The organism is Actinomadura oligospora ATCC 43269, assembly GCF_000518265.1.
In the GTDB taxonomy this organism is placed as follows: Bacteria; Actinomycetota; Actinomycetes; order Streptosporangiales; family Streptosporangiaceae; genus Spirillospora; species Spirillospora oligospora.
Genome location: NZ_JADG01000013.1, coordinates 240,103 through 257,108 on the forward strand (window position 1 = coordinate 240,103; position 17,006 = coordinate 257,108).

Sequence of the window (17,006 nt, forward strand, 5' to 3'; positions counted from 1 at the left end):
CCCCGTGAACGGTCCCGGCAACCCGGTCACCGACCCGGACGCCGGCCGGGTCTTCCTCGTCGGGACCGGTCCCGGCGACCCGAAGCTGCTGACCCTGCGCGCCGTGGAGGTGCTGGCGGGCGCGGACGTGGTGATCGCGCCGATCGCGCACGTCCACCCCGAGGTGCTGACGCACCGCCGCGCGGACGCCGAGCTGGTCGACTCCGCCGAGGTCGCCGACCCGGTGAAGCTCGCCGTGAAGCACGCCCGCGCGGGCCGCCGCGTCGCCCGGCTGTTCCAGGGCGACCCGGCGCTGGCCTGCGGGATGGCGTCCTGGGGCGAGGCCCTGTACAAGGCGGGCGTCTCGTTCGAGGTCGCGTCCGGTGTGTCCGCGCTGACCGGTGTGCCCGGGTACGCGGGCATCCCGCTGACCGACGACAAGCACCGCGAGGTGCGGTTCATCGACGCGTCCGAGGGCGGGGTCGACTGGGCCGCGTTCTCCGACCCGGCCGCCACGCTGGTGATCATCGGCGCCGAGCACTCGGTCGCCGAGGTCTGCAAGTCGCTGATCGCCGTCGGGCGCCCGGACTCCACGCCCGCCGCGATGACCATGCTCGGCACCACCACCGAGCAGGAGACCGTGGTCTCCGACCTCAAGCGCCTGGCCGCCGAGGCCAAGGGCATGGAGACCCCGGCGATGATCATCGTCGGGGACGTGGTGAAGTGGCGGGACCGGCTCGGCTGGTTCGAGGCCAAGCCGCTGTTCGGCTGGCGGGTCCTGGTGCCGCGCACCAAGGAGCAGGCCGCGTCGCTGTCGGAGCAGCTGCGCTCGTACGGGGCCGTCCCGGACGAGGTGCCGACGATCTCGGTCGAGCCGCCGCGCACGCCGCAGCAGATGGAGCGCGCGGTCAAGGGCCTGGTCACCGGACGGTACGAGTGGGTGGTGTTCACCTCCACCAACGCCGTCCGCGCGGTGCGCGAGAAGTTCCAGGACTACGGCCTCGACGCGCGCGCGTTCGCCGGGCTGAAGGTCGCGGCCGTCGGCGAGGCGACCGCGCAGGCGCTGGTCGAGTTCGGCGTCCACCCCGACCTGACGCCGTCCGGGCAGCAGTCCTCGGAGGGCCTGGTCGAGGTCTGGCCGCCCTACGACGAGGACCTCGACCCCATCAACCGGGTCCTGCTCCCGCGCGCCGACATCGCCACCGACACGCTCATCGCGGGCCTGACCGACCTCGGCTGGGAGTGCGAGGACGTGACCGCCTACCGGACGGTCCGGGCCGCGCCGCCGCCCGCGCCGATCCGCGAGGCCATCAAGGGCGGCGGTTTCGACGCGGTGCTGTTCACCTCGTCGTCCACCGTGAAGAACCTCATCGGCATCGCGGGCAAGCCGCACAACGTGACCGTGATCGCCTGCATCGGCCCGCAGACCGCCAAGACCGCCGAGGAGTACGGCCTGCGCGTGGACGTGATGTCGCCCACGCCGTCGGTCCAGGCGCTGGCTGAGGCCCTCGCGGAGTACGGTGCCAAGAGGAGGGCCGCCCAGATCGAGAACGGCGACCCGCTGCGCAAGCCCAGCCAGATGCGCCGGGGCGCGCGCCGCCGCAAGTAGAACCCCACGGCGGGCGCCCGGACACCCCGGCGCGCCCGCCGTCGCCTTTTCCTGGAGATGCCTGAGATGTCCGCCCAGTTTCCCGTCGCCCGGCCACGTCGCCTCCGCCGTACCCCCGCGCTGCGGAGGCTGACCGCCGAGAACCGGCTGGCCCCGGCCGACCTGGTGCTGCCGATGTTCGTCAAGGAGGGCCTGGACGAGCCGCAGCCGATCCAGTCCATGCCCGGCGTCGTCCAGCACACCCGCGAGTCGCTCCGCAAGGCCGCGCACGAGGCCGTCGAGGCGGGCGTCGGCGGGATCATCCTGTTCGGCGTCCCGGCCGTGAAGGACGCCGTGGGCTCGGCGGGCGACGCGGCCGACGGGGTCGTCCAGGTCGCGCTGCGCGACCTGGCGTCCGACCTCGGCGACTCGACCGTCCTCATCTCCGACCTGTGCCTGGACGAGTTCACCGACCACGGCCACTGCGGCATCCTCACCCCGTCCGGGGAGGTCGACAACGACGCGACCCTCGAGCGGTACGCGTCGATCGCGGTCGCGCAGGCCGCCGCGGGCGCCGCCGTCGTCGCGCCGTCCGGGATGATGGACGGCCAGGTCGGGGCGATCCGCTCCGCGCTGGACTCGGCCGGCCACCAGAACGTGTCGATCCTGGGCTACTCGGTCAAGTACGCCTCCGCCTTCTACGGCCCGTTCCGCGAGGCCGCCGAGTGCGCCCCGAGCTTCGGCGACCGCTCCTCCTACCAGCAGGACCCGGCCAACGCCGCCGAGTCCCTGCGCGAGGTCTTCCTCGACCTGGACGAGGGCGCCGACATGGTCATGGTCAAGCCCGCCGGGGCCTACCTGGACGTGCTCCGCCAGGTTCGCGACGCCGTGGACGTCCCGGTCGCCGCGTACCAGGTCAGCGGCGAGTACGCGATGATCGAGGCCGCCGCCGCCAACGGCTGGCTGGACCGCGACCGCACCGTCATGGAGTCCCTGATGGCGATCCGTCGCGCCGGCGCCGACATCATCCTGACCTACTACGCCACCGAGGTCGCCCGCACGCTGGGATGACCCCGCCGCGAGGTAGGTGATCGTTTGCCGGGGATCACTTCCTCCTAGTCAATTGGAACCGTTTCCGGGGGGTTGCCGTGTCCGGGCGGCCTCCCGCCCGGCATCATCGACTAACAAGGAGCCGGACGGGGCCGGTGATCCCAGGCCCGGCGTGAATGGGGGGCGTCATCGTGCTTGCGGTCTCGGGCAACAGGAACAACCGTCGGGCCCGCGAACGGCGCGATCGGAACCGCGAGCGCCCCCGGCCCCCCGCCAACGCCGCCGCCGCTGCCGCCTACGCCGCCCTCGGCTGGCCCTGCGTACCCGGCGCGCACGCTTCCGTCGGCGGCGACCGCGCCTGCTCCTGCGACCGGGTGGGCTGTCCCGACCCCGCCGCGCATCCCGTCTCCGCCGCCTGGGCGATCCAGGCCAGCGTCGACCCCGCCGTGATCGACCGCTGGTGGACCGAGCGCCCCGACGCCAACGTCATCCTCCCGACCGGGCGCGTCTTCGACGTCTTCGACATCCCCGCCGAGGCCGGGGTCGAGGCCCTGGCCCGCATCGACGCCGAGAGCCTCCCCATCGGCCCGGTCGCGAACGTCGCCGACGAGCGGTACCTGTTCTTCGTCGCCACGCGGACGCCCGTGGACGAGGACGAGTGGTGGTCCTGCCACCTCGACTGCTCGCCCGAGACCGTCGCCGAGACGCCCGGCATGCGCTGGCACTGCCGCGACAGCTACGTCGTGGCCCCGCCGTCGCTACTGACCTATGGCCGGACGGTCAGCTGGATCCGTCCGCCGGAGAACACCCCCCTCCCCGACCCCCTGCGCCTGCTCGCCGTCCTCTCGGACGCCTGCGAAGCCCTCTAGCCGCCGCTCAGCGCTCCGCCACGGCCTCAGGAACCCGTCCGTCGGCTGCGGCCTCGGGTGCGCGATCGTCCGCTGGGACGTCGCGGGTCTGGGTGTCCGTGGCCGGGTCGTCTGCGGGGCTCTCGGACGTGTAGCCGCTCGCCTGGAGGGTGAACAGGCGCGCGTACTCGCCGTCCCGGGCCATCAGCTCGTCATGGCCGCCCTGCTCGACGATCCTCCCGTCCGCGAGGACGACGATGTGGTCCGCCTCCCGCACCGCGCCGAGGCGGTGCGAGATCAGCACGCTGGTCCGGCCCGCGCGATGCGCGCGGAGCGAGGCGTGCACGGCGTGCTCGGCCTCCGCGTCCAGGCCGGAGCTGGGCTCGTCGAGAAGCAGCAGGTCACGGTCGTCGCGCAGCAGCGCGCGGGCCAGCGCGAGCCGCTGCCACTGGCCGCCCGACAGCGCGACCCCGGCCTCGTCCCCGGGGCCCGCGAAGATCCGGCTCAGCATCGTGTCGTAGCCGTCCGGGAGGGCCTCCAGGGCGTCGTGGATCCCGGCGCGGCGGGCGGCGGCGCGGATCCGCTCGGGGGCGTCCGCGGCGGTGAGGTCGCCGAGCAGGATGTTCTCGGAGGCGGACAGGTCGTACTCCATGAAGTCCTGGAAGACGACGCCGACGCGGCTCCGCAGCTCCGCCGGGGAGAGGTCGCGGAGGTCCAGGCCGTCCCAGGTGACCGAGCCGCGCTCGGGGTCGTAGAGGCGGCACAGCAGCTTGACCAGGGTGCTCTTGCCCGCGCCGTTCACCCCGACGAGCGCGACGCTCCGGCCGTGCGGGACGACCAGGTCGACCCCACGCAGCACCCACGGATGGTCGGGGCCGTAGCGGAACCACACGTCCCGCAGCTCGACGCCCCGGCGCAGCTCGGGCACGGGACGCGGGTCCGCGCGCACCGGAAGGTCCGGCCCGGCCTCGGTGATCGTGACGTAGTGGCCGAACAGCAGCAGCGCCTGGTGCGCGTCCGCCCAGCGGTCGACGATCTGGCTCAGCGCGGACTGCACCCCGGCGACGGCCGCGACGAACATCGTCACGTCCCCGGGCGAGATGTCGCCCGCCGTGGCCGCCCACACCGCCCAGAACAGGCCGCCCGCCGCGACCGCGCCACCGAGCAGGGCGAGGAGGCCCTGGCGGCGGACCGTGGCCAGGTCGACGCGGCGTTCGGCCGCGTCGGTCGCGCGCAGCTCGGCCAGCATCCGGCGGCGGAAGAAGTCGCCGAGGCCGAACAGCCGCACCTCCTTGGCGGCCTCCGGCCTGGTCAGCAGCTCGCCGTAGAAGATCTGGCGGCGCAGGCCCGGGCTGATGCCCCACATCGTCCGGGCGCGCTCGCGGCTCAGCCCGAGCTGGATCCACGCGGCGGGCAGCGCGGCCAGGAAGATCACCGCGACCAGGACCGGGTTGATCACGACGAGGGTGACGACGAACCCGGAGAGCAGCAGGGCCGACTGGCCGATCGTGAGCGCCCCGGTGACCAGGCGGTCCGGCGCGTTCTCGCTGGACTCGCGGGCGAGCCGCAGGGTGTCCTGGAAGCGGGGGCTCTCGAACCGGCGCAGCCCGGCGTCGGAGTTCACCGCGCGGAACAGCCGGTCGGCGGCCAGGGCTCGCACCGCGCGCCGCAGCTGCCGCTGCGCGTACGTGGACACGTGCGGGATGACCGTGAGCGACAGGCCGCAGACGGCGAGCCCGGCGGCGAGGAGGAGCAGGACGGACCGGTCCTCGCCCGAGGCCAGGCCGTCCAGGACGAGTTTGGTGAGCCAGGCCGTCGCGACGGGCACGAGCCCGGCCAGGGCGGCGAGCGCGACCGCCGCCAGCGCGGCGCGCCGGTGCGCCCGCCAGGTCAGGGACGCGACGCTCGCCAGCCGCCGCCTCAGCGGAACCTCCGACGGGGCCGCCGCCTCCGGCGGGGTCATCGGGGCCCGCCCGCGGAAAGCGGAGAGGCACCGGCCGGGACGAGCCCGGCCGGTGCCGTCCGTCCGGACGCGCGGCGCGTGGCGATGGCCGTTCCCACCGCAACAGGGGAGGTCAACGCGACGATCCGCACGCCCGGCCGCCGATCAGGTGCAGTAGGTGTGGCCGGCGTAGATGCAGCAGTGCATGCCGGTCGACGTCCACCAGCACGCCTCGGCCTTGGCCTTGGTGGACGGGAGGATCCTGTCGAGCATGCGGTCGCTGAGCCTGGTCAGGGTACGAACCATGGGAACCACCTCCAGACACGCCGGATCGCTCCGGTCGCAGGGCTGGTCGGGCGCCGTGCCGGTTCCGGAACCCGCCCGGCGCTCGCTTGCCCAGAAGCTAACCGGCGGCGATCAAGCTCTCAAGAGGCCGGTTCCGCGTTGTGACTTCTGCGATCAGCGGAGAGTCGATCTTGGTGACTGTTGCCGGTTTGGCCCGTCCCCCGAAACGTCCGCGGCGGCGTTCCCGATGGGGCCCGCGGAGCGGCCCAGCCGCCGCAGGACGACCCCCAGCAGCCCGTCGCCGGGGTAGAGCCCGCGCTGCCGGGAGTCCACGCTGTCCGGGTTGTCCCCGAGGACGGCGAGCCGCCCGGACGGCACCGTCCCGCCCTCCCCGGGCACCCCGGACGGCACCGGATCACCCGGCACTGCGGCCACTCGCTTCACGTTCCACACCTGTGCCGCAGCCCCCGGCGTCTTCGGCCGCGCAGGCGCCTGCGCGGTCCCGCCCGCCACGGGCGGGGGTGCGGTGAGGAAATCGGGGGTGTTCGGGGGCTCGAGGACGACGATGTCGCCGACCCGGACGTCCGCCAGACCGCGTCGGCGGACGAGGACGCGGTCGCCGTCCTGGAACGTCGGGGCCATGCTGTGGCCCTCGACGGTGACGACGACCAGGTGGCGCCAGGCCCAGAGGGTGGTCCCGGCGCCGAGGGCGACGGTGGCGAGCGCCCACGTGGCCGCCGTCAGGGAGCCTGACGTCCGTGGGCCCGGCGCCCGTGAACCCGCCGTGGAGCGCTGCCGCATCGTCCGGTCAGGCGCCCGTCTTGGGCGCGGCGATCGGGGGCTTGCGGGCCCAGCCGGTGTAGTTCGTCAGGAGCCAGTGCGGCTTGGCCCCCGCGCGCAGCTTGAGCTGGACGGGCCGGTTGGCCTTGTCCACCCGCAGGAAGAACGTGACCTCCTGCGCGCCCGTGGCCCGCGCCAGCTCCGCGTACAGGCCGCCGAACCCGGGTTGCTGGCCGAGGGCGCCGAGCGCGGCCGTCCCCTGGTACAGGGTGCCGTTGTGCTGGAACTTGGTGGAGTTCTCCAGCAGCGCCGTCAGGGCCGGGACGGACCCGGCCGAGCGGACCTGCGCGGCCAGCGACGGGTAGCCCTTGGACGACACCGGGGTCATCCGCCAGGCCTTGCCCGCGCGCACGTAGGCGTTCTCGCCGATCACGACCGTCTGGCCGGGGCGCTTGGTCTCACCACCGCCGGCCAGCTGCATCGTGTAGGACGGCTCGGCGCCGTTGACCAGCGTGAACGAGCCGTGCGCGTTGGCCTTGATCCCCGGGCCCGTCCGCCGGAACGAGAAGGACGCGGAGGGCGTGCGGGTCGTGGCCTCCCGGATCTGGGCGGCCAGCGCGGCGCCCGGGCCCGCCGGGGCGGTCGGCGTGGGGGCCGCGGTGCTGGCCTCCTGGGACGGGTGCGGCGGGTCGGCGGTGTCCTTCTTGCCGCCCATCGTGAAGTAGGCCCCGGCCCCGCCGCCCGCGACGACCACGGCGGCCAGGCCGACGAGGGCCCAGCGGCGTCCGCCGCCGCTCCGCCCTCCGGACGGGGCGGCCACGCGGTTCTGGCCGGTGATGCGGATCCGGGACGGCGCGGGCTCGGGGGAGGCGGCGGCCTCCTTGACCAGCTCGGCGAGCCGTCCCCGGCCCTGCGCCTCCCAGGACGGCCCGTACGCCGCGACCGCCGCCTCCTCGAGCTCGGCGGCGAAGTCGGCGGCCGAGGCGGGCCGCTTCTCCGGCTCCTTGGCCAGGCCGTGGGCGAGGACGTCGCGCAGCGGCCCCGGGACCTGGTCGACCGGGACGGGGGTCTCGCGGTGCGCCTTGGCCCAGCCGGAGTTGCTGCGGGCGCTGAACGGGGGCCGCCCGGTCAGGCACTCGAAGAAGATCGCGGCGGCGGCGTACAGGTCGGACGCGATCGACGGGGCCGCGTCGTCCCAGAGTTCGGGGGCGGCGTAGGCGGGCCCCGCGGCCGGGCCGAAACCGAGCCCGAAGTCGGTGAGGCGGGCCTCGCCGTCCGGCGCGACCATCACGTTGGAGGGCCGGAGCGCCCCGTGGACGACCTCCCGTCCCTCTCCCGCCGCCAGCCCCAGGAGGACGCCTCCGAGCGCCGACAGGGCCGCCAGGGGCCCGCCGGGGCCGCGCGAGGCGAGGATGCGCCGGAGCGACACGCCCTCGGCGCGCTGCATCACGATCGCCGTCCCGCCGCTCGGCGACGGGTTCTCCACGAAGTCGAACACGTCGACGACGTTCGGATCCTCCAGTTGGGACAGCCTGCGCGCCACCATCCGGTACCGCGACAGCAGCGCCTCGTCCGCTTCGAGGCGCTTGTCGAGATAGCGGATGGCGACCTTGGTCTGGGTCATGTCGTCCACCGCGAGCACAACGCGCCCCGCGGAACCACCGCCAAGGTCCCGCTCGTGGGTGAATCCCGGAACCGTCCAGCCGTCGACCACGGTGTGAGCCATCCCTCCGATCCGGCGGCGCCGGGAAGAGACCCCGGGGGCGTCGCCGCTCGCGACACCGACATCCCGCCTGAAGCATTCTCGCCTGTCCCGAAGGGGCAGACGACGCCTTTGCTGGAATATCGGCCGGTACCAGGCGAGGTCAAGACGCGTCACCGAACTGCAACTGGTTGACTGGTGGTGTGACCGAAGCAGACAAGTCCCAGGAGTTGTTCGAACGGGCCGGACGGGTGATCCCCGGCGGCGTGAACTCGCCGGTGAGAGCGTTCCGGGCCGTGGGCGGCACCCCCCGGTTCATCGCGTCCGCGCGTGGACCCCACCTCACCGACGCCGACGGCAACGAGTACGTCGATCTCGTCTGCTCGTGGGGACCGATGATCCTCGGGCACGCGCATCCGGCGGTCGTGGAGGCCGTCACGCGGGCGGCCGGGCGCGGCACGTCGTACGGCGCGCCGTCGCAGGGCGAGGTCGAGCTGGCCGAGGAGATCGTCGCGCGGACGCCGGTGGAGGCCGTCCGGCTGGTGAACTCCGGCACCGAGGCGACCATGTCGGCGATCCGGCTGGCGCGCGGGTTCACCGGGCGCTCCAAGGTCGTCAAGTTCGCCGGGTGCTACCACGGGCACGTGGACGCGCTGCTCGCCGCCGCCGGGTCCGGCGCGGCGACCCTCGCCCTCCCCGACACCCCCGGCGTGACCGGCGCGACCACCGCCGACACCCTCGTGCTGCCCTACAACGACGTGATCGGGATCGAGCGGGCGTTCGCCGTCCACGGCGACGAGATCGCCTGTGTGATCACCGAGGCGGTGCCCTGCAACATGGGCGTCGTCCCCCCGACCAAGGGCTTCAACCTGCTGCTGAAGCAGCTGTGCGAGCGGTTCGGCGCGCTGCTGATCGTGGACGAGGTGCTCACCGGGTTCCGCGCGTCCCGGTCCGGCTGGTACGGCGTCGAGGGCGTCGCGGGCGACCTGATGACGTTCGGCAAGGTCATGGGCGGCGGCCTGCCCGCCGCGGCGTTCGGCGGACGCGCCGACGTGATGGCCCGCCTCGCCCCGGCCGGTCCCGTCTACCAGGCCGGGACGCTGTCGGGGAACCCGCTCGCCACCGCCGCCGGGCTCGCCACGCTGCGGAACGCGACCGACGAGGTGTACGCGGCGATCGACCGGAACGCGAAGATCGTCTCCGAGGCGGCGTCCGAGGCGCTCGCCAAGGAGGGCGTGCCGCACCGGGTGCAGCGCGCGAGCAACCTGTTCTCGGTCTTCTTCACCGACGTCCCGGTCGTGCAGAACTTCGACCAGGCGCAGAAGCAGGACACCGCCGCGTTCGCCGCGTTCTTCCACGCGATGCTCGACCGCGGCGTCTACCTGCCGCCGTCGGCGTACGAGGTGTGGTTCCTGTCGGCCGCGCACGACGACACCGCGCTCTCGAAGATCGTCGATGCGCTTCCGCACGCCGCCAAGGCCGCCGCTCAGGCGTCGGCCTAGTCCGTGTCCGGGGTCGGGGGCGCACCGCTGGGGCGCCCCCGCCCTCGCTTTTCTTCAGAACGCCGCCTTAGAACGCAGCCTTGAGGGCGCGTTCCACGGTCTCCGGGTGCGGCGGCTGGAACGGCGCCCGGACGGACGGGTCGTCGATCAGCCCCCGGGCCGCCAGGCACGCTTTGAGGACGGTCGGCGACGGCTCCGAGAACAGGGCGTCCACCAGCGGGACGAGCCGGTCGTGCGTGGCGAGATCGAGGTTCGCGTAGGCGGACGGCACGAGATTGGCCGTCGCGGCGATCACGCCCGCCGCGCCTAGCGCGCGCATGGGGAACGCGTACGCGTCGTCCCCGCACAGGACCTTTTCGCCCGCCTCGGCCAGCAGGACGAGGCTGTCCCCGTCGATGCCGCCTGGACAGTGCTTCATGCCGACGACGCCGTCCAGGTCCAGGATGCGCAGGATGGCCTCGGCGGAGAGGGTCCGGCCCGTCCGGTACGGGATGTTGTACATGAGGACGGGCACGTCCACGGCGGACGCGACGGCCGCATAGTGCGCGACGACGCCGTCCTCGGTCGGGCGCAGGTAGTAGGGGGCGACGACCAGCAAGGTGTCCGCGTAGGGGGCGCGATCGCGCGCCTGCGCGATGGTGGCGTCCGTGCCCATCGTTCCCGCGCCGACGGTCAGCGGCACCCCGTACGCGTCGCAGACGCCCCGTGAGACGCGCAGGACGGTCTCCTGCTCGTCCGGGGTCAGGGTCGCGGCCTCACCGGTCGTGCCGAGCGCGACGAGGCCGTCGACCCCGCCGTCCAGGACGTGCCGGGCGAGCCGTTCGAGCGACGCGACGTCCACCTCGCCCTCGGGTGTGAAGGGCGTGACCAGGGGGACGTGAGTTCCCTGCATGGGCGTTCCAGTCATCGGAGTCACCTCGTGTGGACGGGTTCGGGCGCCGGATCGACGACCAGGGGCGTCCGGCGTGTACGGATGCGGACTGCGCTGAGCGCGACCCCGCCGACGATCAGCGCGGCGGCGCAGAGTCGCGCCGGGCTCACGTCCTCGTGCAGGGCGACCATGGCCCCGGCCAGCCCGAACGGCGGGACGAGCAGGGCGTACAAGCTGACCGTGCTGGCCTCGTACGTGCGCATGAGGAAGCCCCACAGGCCGTAGCCGACCAGCGTGGACAGGTAGGCGATGTAGGCCAGCGCGCCCAGGCCCTCCAGGGACGTGTGCGCCAGCGAGCGCCCGATCTCGCCCGGCCCCTCGAAGGCCAGCGACAGGGCGAGCAGCGGCAGCGGCGGTACCAGCGACATCCACACCATGAACCCGAACGAGTCGACCGGGCCGGTGGCGTGCGCGTTCATCCGGCGCATCGCGACGTTCGCCAGGCCCCACATGAACGCCGCCACGACGCACAGCAGGAACGCGCCGAGCGGTCCGCTCGTCCCGCCGGACTGCAGGACGCCGAGCCACGCGACCCCGCCGAGCGCGACCGCCATCCCGGCGACCTGCCCGGCCCTGAGGCGCTCCCGGAGGGTCACCCACGCGATCAGCGCCGTGAACAGCGCCGCCAGCTGGAGGACGACCGACGACAGCCCGGCGGGCATGCCGACCCGCATCGCGATGAACAGCAGCCCGAACTGCCCGACGCCGAGGGGCAGCCCGACCAGCAGCAGCCAGCGCGCCGGGACGGGCGGGCGCCGGACGAAGAACGCGGCGGGCAGCGCGGCCACGGTGAAGCGCAGGGCGGCGAAGAACAGCGGCGGGTAGTGTTCCAGGCCGATCTTGATCGGCACGAAGTTGAACCCCCACACCGCCGCGATCAGCACGGCGAGCAGGACATGGCGGGCACGCATGCCCCGATCGTCCTGAATTGGTGTGTTTAGGACAAGCTAGAACTTCTTGACAGATGGATTTAGCATTGCTTCATGCTCGATCTGGAACGGCTGCGCGCCCTGCACTCGGTGGCGACCTACGGGTCGGTCAGCGCGGCCGCCGACGTGCTCCACGTCACCACCTCCGCCGTCTCCCAACAGCTGGCCAAGCTGGAGCGTGAGACCGGCCAGAAGCTGCTCGAACGCAACGGGCGCGGCGTCCGGCTCACCGACGCCGCGCAGCTGCTCGTCGGGCACGCCGGACGCATCCTGTCGCTGGTCGAGCAGGCCCAGTCCGACCTGGAGGCCCACCGGGGCGCGGTCGTCGGGCAGCTGGCGGTCGGCGCGTTCCCGACCGCGATCCGCGGCCTGTTCCCGGCCGCCCTGCGCGCCCTGCGCGCCGACCACCCCGACCTGCGCGTCCTGCTGAGCGAGCTGGACCCGCTGGAGAGCATGCCGCTGGTCCTGCGCGGCGACCTCGACATGGCCGTCGTCCAGGACTGGAGCAACGAGCCGCTGCCGCTCGCCGAGGGCCTGGTCAAGGGCCCCATCTGCGCGGACGTCGCGGACGTCGCGCTGCCGCCCGGCCACCGCTTCGCCGGGCGCTCCGGGATCCACCTGGAGGAGCTGGCGGGCGAGACCTGGATCAGCTCCACCCCCGGCTCGATCTGCTGCGACTGGCTGCACCGGACTCTCCGCTCGATCGACTGCGAGCCGCGCATCGACCACCACGCCTACGAGTTCGCGACCCAGCTCGCCCTGGTCGCGGCCGGGCTGGGCATCGCGATACTGCCCCGGCTCGGGCGCTGCGACGTCCCCTCCGAGGTCGAGATCGTCACCCTGAAGGCCCCGCTCACCCGCCGCGTCTACGCGGTCTGGCGCGAGGAGGCCGCCCGCCGTCCCGCCATCCGCGCCGCCCTGGAGTCCTTCCGGACGGCCGTCCCCGCCGACGTCCCCGTCCCCACCTGACCCTCCGCGCCTGCCCCGACCCGCCGCGTCCGACCCGCCGCGTCCGACCCGCCGCGTCCGGGCTCCCGCGTCCGACCCGCCGCGTCCGGGCTCCCGCGTCCGACCCGCCGCGTCCGGGCTCCCGCGTCCGACCCGCCGCGTCCGGGCTCCCGCGTTCGGGCCTCCGCGTTCGGCGGGTGCGGCCGTTCCCGGTCGGCCGTCGTGATCCGCTACATTCGCCCGGACCGATCTTGGTCCGAGGGGTGCAGGCGAGATGAACGGGTGGCGGGTCCCGGGGTTCACGACCGTCCGGGAGCTCGGCGAGGGCGGGCAGGGCGCGGTGGTGCTCGCGCGGCACGACACCGCCGGGACGCTGGTCGCGATCAAGTACGTCGCGTCCGACGCGGACCGGGCCGTGCTCCGGCACGAGGCCGCCATGCTCGGCCGCACGGGCAGCCCGCACGTCGCGCGGCTCTTCCAGCTGGTGGAGACCGACGAGGGCGCCGCGATCGTCATGGAGGCCGTGGACGGGGTGCCGCTGCGGACCGTCCTCCAGCGGGAGGGCGCACTCGCCCCCGAGGCGGCCCTGGCGATCCTGAAGGGATCGCTGCTGGGCCTCGCCGCGGCGCACGAGCTCGGGGTCGTCCACCGCGACTACAAGCCCGCCAACGTGGTCGTCCCGCCGGACGGACGCAGCAAGCTGATCGACTTCGGCATCGCCGTCACCGCCGGACGGGAGAGCGGCGGCGCGGGCACGCCCGCGTACATGGCTCCCGAGCAGTGGCGGCGCGGAGTGGCCACCCCCGCGACCGACGTGTACGCCGCCACCTGCGTGTTCTTCGAATGCGTCGCGGGCCGCCGCCCGTTCTCGGGGTCGCTGCCCGTGCTGGAGAACGCCCACCTGAACGAGCCGCCGCCGGTCGAGGCCGTCCCGGAGGCCCTGCGTCCGCTCGTCGGGCACGGGATGGCCAAGGACCCGGCGCTGCGTCCGCCGAGCGCCGCGGACTTCGTGACCGAGCTGGAGGCCGTCGCGTCCGCCGCCTACGGGCCGGACTGGGAGCGCCGGGGCGTCCGCGCCCTGGCCGCGTCCGCCGCGGCCCTGGCGTCCCTGTTCCCGATCGCCGCGCTGGTCGGCTCCAGCGGCGGCGCGGCGGGCGCGGGAGCGGGTGTCGGCGCCGGGGCAGGGGCCGGGGCGGGCGGCGCGGCTTCCACGGCGGCCGGGACGTCCGCCGCCGGGACGTCCGCCGCCGGGACGTCTGCCGCTGGGACGTCTGCCGCTGGGACGTCCGCCGCCGGGACGTCCGCCGCCGGGACGTCCGCCGCTGGGACGTCCGCTGCGGCGACGGCGTCCCAGGGGCTGCTGGCGTCCACGACGGCGAAGGTCGCCGTGGGCGTCGTCGCGACGGCGCTGGTCGCGGGCGGTGCCGCGACGGCCCGGCACTACGTGGCCTCGCCGTCGCCGAAGCCGCGCGCCAAGTCGAGCGCGGCACCGAGCCCGACGGCGACCGTCCAGCTCATCGCGTCCCACCAGTGCAAGGTCACCGACCCGTTCGGCGGCGACCAGACCCCGAAGGGCGCGCCCCCGAAGGTCCGGACGGGCGTGCGCCTCCCGGCCGGGGCCACCGTCTACCGCTTCGCCCAGGGCGAGTACGTCGTCGGGCCCGCCGGGCAGGACTGCTCGCGCTCGATCGGGAACAGCAGCGCGAGCACGACGATCGGACGCGGCGCGGCGGCCGGGGGCGTCTCCACCTACTCGCCGTTCTCGATCGGCTCGTTCAACATCTCCACCTGCCTGTACTTCCCGGACTCGCCCGAGGCCGCGAAGATCCGCAGGTCCGGGGAGTGCACGTCCGACCTGCGCGTCCGCCGCCCGCTCGACCTCGGGCGGCCGTCCCCGAAGATGGTCGTCGGGCTGAACCCGGGCACGACCGAGGCCGCGCCGCCCTCGCCGTACGTGTCGGTCGTCCTCGGGATCATGAACGGCGGCTCGCTCACCTGCCGCCTGCCCCAGGCCCAGGCGGAGGTCTGCGTCGCCGCGCTGACGTTCGGCGTCGAGCGGGCCACCGCCAAGAAGCCCCTTCCGCCCGCGGCGCTGGTGAGGGTCCAGCGCCAGATCGCGGACGCGGTCGCCGCGTCCAAGCGCTGAGCTGGGATGATGAGGACATGACGTACGAGCTGCTGCTCTGGCGATCCGACCGGCCCCTGACCCGGGAGGAGGCGGCGAAGGCCGGTGAGACCGGCGCCGAGCCGACCCCGGCGATCGGGGAGTTCGTCGTCGAACTGCGCCGCCTGCACTCCGACGTCCAGGTCGCCGAGACCGGCCGCGGACGGTTCGCGCGCGTCGAGATGGCCGACGACCGCGCCGACCAGGTGTCCACGGACGTCTACGCGATCGCCCAGGGCCTCGGGCTGATCGTCTGGGACCCGGTCCGGGAGCTCGTCCACAACATCGCCCCGGTCGGCGTCTACCAGGGCATGCAGCTCCACACCGGCGACGGCATGGTCGTCATCGACCCGGACCTCGGGCTCGTCCGGGACGTCCTGACCCGCCTCGGCGGGGAGAACCCGTTCGCCGCGCTGGTCGTGTTCGGCCACCACTTCATCCAGGTGTCCCCGGAGGACGGCGGCTACGAGCTCGAGTACAAGGACGGCGCGCGCGGCGAGCTCCACCGCGCGCGCGTCCTCGAGCTGGCCGAGGTGCAGCTGGCCTTCACCGAGTACGCCAACGACGACCGCGGCTTCCTCGACCGCCACACCTGGGCGAACGTCAGCACCGGCTGACCGTCACGACCGGCCGATCGTCACGACCGGTTGACGTCACGACCGGCTGATCATCGCCAACGTCCGATCATCGCCGACGGCCGGACGTCAGTACCGGAAGATCGCGCCGGTCGAGGTGTCGACGCCGTCCCAGACGTAGGCGCCCGTCCCCCAGACGGACGTGCCGCCCGGGACGTGGGACAGCTGGCCGACCCGCGTCGCCCTGCCCTTGATCCCCGGCAGGGTCGCCTTGGCCCAGCGGCCCTTGCTGAAGTGGAACATCTCGCTGTAGGTGGCCGCCCAGACGCCGCCCGTGCCGTCCTGGGCCAGCGCGACCACGTAGTTCTTGGTCGGCGGGTCGGAGCGGCGCCAGGACTTCCCGTCCCAGTGCAGCGCGAGCGGCCGGAGCGCGGGGCCGCCCTGGGTCTCGATCCGCGTGCCCGCGACCCACACGTCCGAGGACGAGCGCGCCGCGACCGCCCTCAGCTCCGGTGTGCGGCCACCGGCGACCGGAAGCGCGGGCTGCTTGACCGCGGTCCACGCCTTGCCGTTCCAGTGCCGGACGACCGGGTACGGGTTCGCGCGGCCGTCGTCGCCGACCACCCACATGTTCTTGCTGGAGGCCGAGGTTCCGGCGGCCATCCTGAACCCGGTCTTCGGGCGGCTCCAGGTACGTCCGTCGTAGTGCCAGGCGCCGAACTTGAACCCGTCGTTGTCGGTGCCGTGGACCCACACGTCCTTCGGGCCGTTGACGACCGCGCCGCCGATCGACGACGTCGTCTTCCAGGTGTGGGCGATCGTCCACTTGCTGCCGTTCCAGCGCAGCGCGTACTGGCCGGACGGCCCGACCCCGAAGGCCCAGACGTTGTTGGCCGCCGATCCGGCGACGCTGGAGAGGAATCCGCGCTTCTGGAGCGCCTGGGGGAGCCTGGTGTCGGACCAGCGCTTCCCGTCGAAACGCCACGCGTGGGGGGCTCCGCCGACGCGGCCCGCGACCCACACGTTCTTGCTGTTGACCGCGGCGACCGCGTAGTAGTCGGCCTTGGCGTCCGTGCGGGCGGTACGCCAGGCCGGCGCGGCGGCGTCCGCGGCCGGGACGAGGATGCCACCGAGGACGACCCCGGCGGTGACAAGCGTCAGTGAACGGCGCATGGTGCCCTTTCTCTTGATCTCGCCAGTGGGACGCCCGTGTTGATCTCCCGGTTGACACACCCCCCGGCCGTACCCGACGGCGCGACCGGTGTCCGGTTCGTCCTATCTTGTGTGGCGGAGGGTCAGGAGTCGGCGCTGGTCCGGTGTGGGTTCAGCGCGTCATCGGGGCGGGGGTGCGCCGTGTACGGAGCCGAGGTCGGAGAGCTCATCGGGGAGGTCGAGCTGGCCGCCGTCGCGGCCAGCGTGGCGCTCGCGCGCCGGTTCGTCCGGGACGAGCTGGCCGGGGATCCGCGCCGCGACACCGCCGAACTGCTCGTCTCGGAGGCATGCACCAACAGCGTCCAGCACTCCCGCTCGGGCGACGGCGGCAGCTTCGTCCTGGCCCTGCACGACCGGGGCGGCGTCCTGCGCTGCGAGGTCGTGGACGCGGGCGCCGAGACCGTCCCGACCCGGCGTGTCGGCGACGAGCCCCGCGACAACGGGTACGGGATCGTCCTCATCGAGTCCCTGTCCGACCGGTTCGGCTTCTCCTCCGGCGCCTCGGGCCGCCTCCACACCTGGTTCGAGCTGGGCCCGGCCGCCTGATCACACCGGCTTCTCCCGCGGGCGT

Annotated in this window: 15 protein-coding genes; 8 read left to right on the forward strand and 7 right to left on the reverse strand. The window is 73.9% G+C overall.

Annotated elements, in window-relative coordinates; genetic code table 11:
* Positions 1-4: 4 nt before the first annotated feature.
* The 3 genes from P696_RS0123135 (at position 5) to P696_RS47490 (ending at position 3,486) form a co-directional block, all read left to right on the forward strand.
* Positions 5-1,588 carry a bifunctional uroporphyrinogen-III C-methyltransferase/uroporphyrinogen-III synthase gene (locus P696_RS0123135; protein WP_026414204.1) on the forward strand — a complete coding sequence of 528 codons (1,584 nt, stop codon included), beginning with the start codon at positions 5-7 and terminating at the stop codon, positions 1,586-1,588.
* Between the two features lie 66 nt (positions 1,589-1,654).
* Positions 1,655-2,638, forward strand: a complete 984-nt coding sequence (gene hemB, locus P696_RS0123140) for a porphobilinogen synthase (protein ID WP_026414205.1) — start codon at positions 1,655-1,657, stop codon at positions 2,636-2,638.
* Between the two features lie 170 nt (positions 2,639-2,808).
* Positions 2,809-3,486, forward strand: a complete 678-nt coding sequence (locus P696_RS47490) for a bifunctional DNA primase/polymerase (protein WP_245627778.1) — start codon at positions 2,809-2,811, stop codon at positions 3,484-3,486.
* Positions 3,487-3,493: 7 nt separating this feature from the next.
* Here P696_RS47490 and P696_RS47495 read toward each other — a convergent pair whose 3' ends face one another.
* The 4 genes from P696_RS47495 to P696_RS52850 form a co-directional block, all read right to left on the reverse strand.
* Positions 3,494-5,428 (reverse strand): ABC transporter ATP-binding protein, encoded by a 1,935-nt coding sequence (locus tag P696_RS47495; protein WP_064744093.1) that lies wholly within the window; start codon positions 5,426-5,428, stop codon positions 3,494-3,496.
* A 144-nt stretch (positions 5,429-5,572) separates the two neighbouring features.
* The gene (locus P696_RS56160; protein ID WP_157429867.1) at positions 5,573-5,713 is read right to left on the reverse strand and encodes a hypothetical protein; all 141 of its coding nucleotides are present in this window, start codon (positions 5,711-5,713) and stop codon (positions 5,573-5,575) included.
* A 153-nt stretch (positions 5,714-5,866) separates the two neighbouring features.
* A complete protein-coding gene (locus P696_RS52845) occupies positions 5,867-6,493 on the reverse strand; it encodes a S26 family signal peptidase (protein WP_051468032.1) in 627 nt (208 codons plus the stop codon).
* Between the two features lie 7 nt (positions 6,494-6,500).
* Complete coding sequence (locus tag P696_RS52850) at positions 6,501-8,198, reverse strand: protein kinase domain-containing protein (protein WP_051468033.1); 1,698 nt, start codon at positions 8,196-8,198, stop codon at positions 6,501-6,503.
* A gap of 179 nt (positions 8,199-8,377) precedes the next feature.
* Between P696_RS52850 and hemL the strand changes: the two genes are divergently transcribed.
* Complete coding sequence (gene hemL / locus P696_RS0123170) at positions 8,378-9,676, forward strand: glutamate-1-semialdehyde 2,1-aminomutase (RefSeq protein WP_026414206.1); 1,299 nt, start codon at positions 8,378-8,380, stop codon at positions 9,674-9,676.
* A gap of 67 nt (positions 9,677-9,743) precedes the next feature.
* Here hemL and P696_RS47510 read toward each other — a convergent pair whose 3' ends face one another.
* Both P696_RS47510 and P696_RS0123180 read right to left on the reverse strand, forming a co-directional pair.
* Entirely contained in the window at positions 9,744-10,583 is an 840-nt protein-coding gene (locus P696_RS47510; RefSeq protein WP_034486312.1) for a 4-hydroxy-tetrahydrodipicolinate synthase family protein, read from the reverse strand.
* A gap of 5 nt (positions 10,584-10,588) precedes the next feature.
* Positions 10,589-11,518 carry an EamA family transporter gene (locus tag P696_RS0123180; RefSeq protein WP_026414207.1) on the reverse strand — a complete coding sequence of 310 codons (930 nt, stop codon included), beginning with the start codon at positions 11,516-11,518 and terminating at the stop codon, positions 10,589-10,591.
* A gap of 72 nt (positions 11,519-11,590) precedes the next feature.
* Between P696_RS0123180 and P696_RS0123185 the strand changes: the two genes are divergently transcribed.
* The 3 genes from P696_RS0123185 to P696_RS0123195 all read left to right on the forward strand — a co-directional run bounded on the left by P696_RS0123185 (position 11,591) and on the right by P696_RS0123195 (position 15,265).
* The gene (locus tag P696_RS0123185) at positions 11,591-12,505 is read left to right on the forward strand and encodes a LysR family transcriptional regulator (RefSeq protein ID WP_026414208.1); all 915 of its coding nucleotides are present in this window, start codon (positions 11,591-11,593) and stop codon (positions 12,503-12,505) included.
* 253 nt (positions 12,506-12,758) lie between these two features.
* On the forward strand, positions 12,759-14,630 hold the full coding sequence (locus tag P696_RS58305) for a serine/threonine-protein kinase (protein ID WP_051468034.1): 1,872 nt from the start codon (positions 12,759-12,761) through the stop codon (positions 14,628-14,630).
* A gap of 17 nt (positions 14,631-14,647) precedes the next feature.
* Positions 14,648-15,265 (forward strand): hypothetical protein, encoded by a 618-nt coding sequence (locus P696_RS0123195; protein ID WP_026414209.1) that lies wholly within the window; start codon positions 14,648-14,650, stop codon positions 15,263-15,265.
* A gap of 87 nt (positions 15,266-15,352) precedes the next feature.
* Here P696_RS0123195 and P696_RS0123200 read toward each other — a convergent pair whose 3' ends face one another.
* The gene (locus tag P696_RS0123200; protein ID WP_026414210.1) at positions 15,353-16,396 is read right to left on the reverse strand and encodes a ligand-binding sensor domain-containing protein; all 1,044 of its coding nucleotides are present in this window, start codon (positions 16,394-16,396) and stop codon (positions 15,353-15,355) included.
* A 180-nt stretch (positions 16,397-16,576) separates the two neighbouring features.
* Between P696_RS0123200 and P696_RS47525 the strand changes: the two genes are divergently transcribed.
* On the forward strand, positions 16,577-16,981 hold the full coding sequence (locus P696_RS47525; protein ID WP_051468035.1) for an ATP-binding protein: 405 nt from the start codon (positions 16,577-16,579) through the stop codon (positions 16,979-16,981).
* The last annotated feature ends 25 nt before the right edge of the window (positions 16,982-17,006 follow it).

Coding starts and splice junctions, on each gene's coding strand:
- P696_RS52845 (WP_051468032.1), bottom strand. CDS start 6,493: ATGCGGCAGCGCTCCACGGCGGGTTCACGGGCGCCGGGCCCACGGACG.
- P696_RS56160 (WP_157429867.1), bottom strand. CDS start 5,713: ATGGTTCGTACCCTGACCAGGCTCAGCGACCGCATGCTCGACAGGATC.
- P696_RS0123185 (WP_026414208.1), top strand. CDS start 11,591: ATGCTCGATCTGGAACGGCTGCGCGCCCTGCACTCGGTGGCGACCTAC.
- P696_RS58305 (WP_051468034.1), top strand. CDS start 12,759: ATGAACGGGTGGCGGGTCCCGGGGTTCACGACCGTCCGGGAGCTCGGC.
- hemB (WP_026414205.1), top strand. CDS start 1,655: ATGTCCGCCCAGTTTCCCGTCGCCCGGCCACGTCGCCTCCGCCGTACC.
- P696_RS0123180 (WP_026414207.1), bottom strand. CDS start 11,518: ATGCGTGCCCGCCATGTCCTGCTCGCCGTGCTGATCGCGGCGGTGTGG.
- P696_RS0123200 (WP_026414210.1), bottom strand. CDS start 16,396: ATGCGCCGTTCACTGACGCTTGTCACCGCCGGGGTCGTCCTCGGTGGC.
- P696_RS47510 (WP_034486312.1), bottom strand. CDS start 10,583: ATGACTGGAACGCCCATGCAGGGAACTCACGTCCCCCTGGTCACGCCC.
- P696_RS47495 (WP_064744093.1), bottom strand. CDS start 5,428: ATGACCCCGCCGGAGGCGGCGGCCCCGTCGGAGGTTCCGCTGAGGCGG.
- P696_RS52850 (WP_051468033.1), bottom strand. CDS start 8,198: ATGGCTCACACCGTGGTCGACGGCTGGACGGTTCCGGGATTCACCCAC.
- P696_RS0123195 (WP_026414209.1), top strand. CDS start 14,648: ATGACGTACGAGCTGCTGCTCTGGCGATCCGACCGGCCCCTGACCCGG.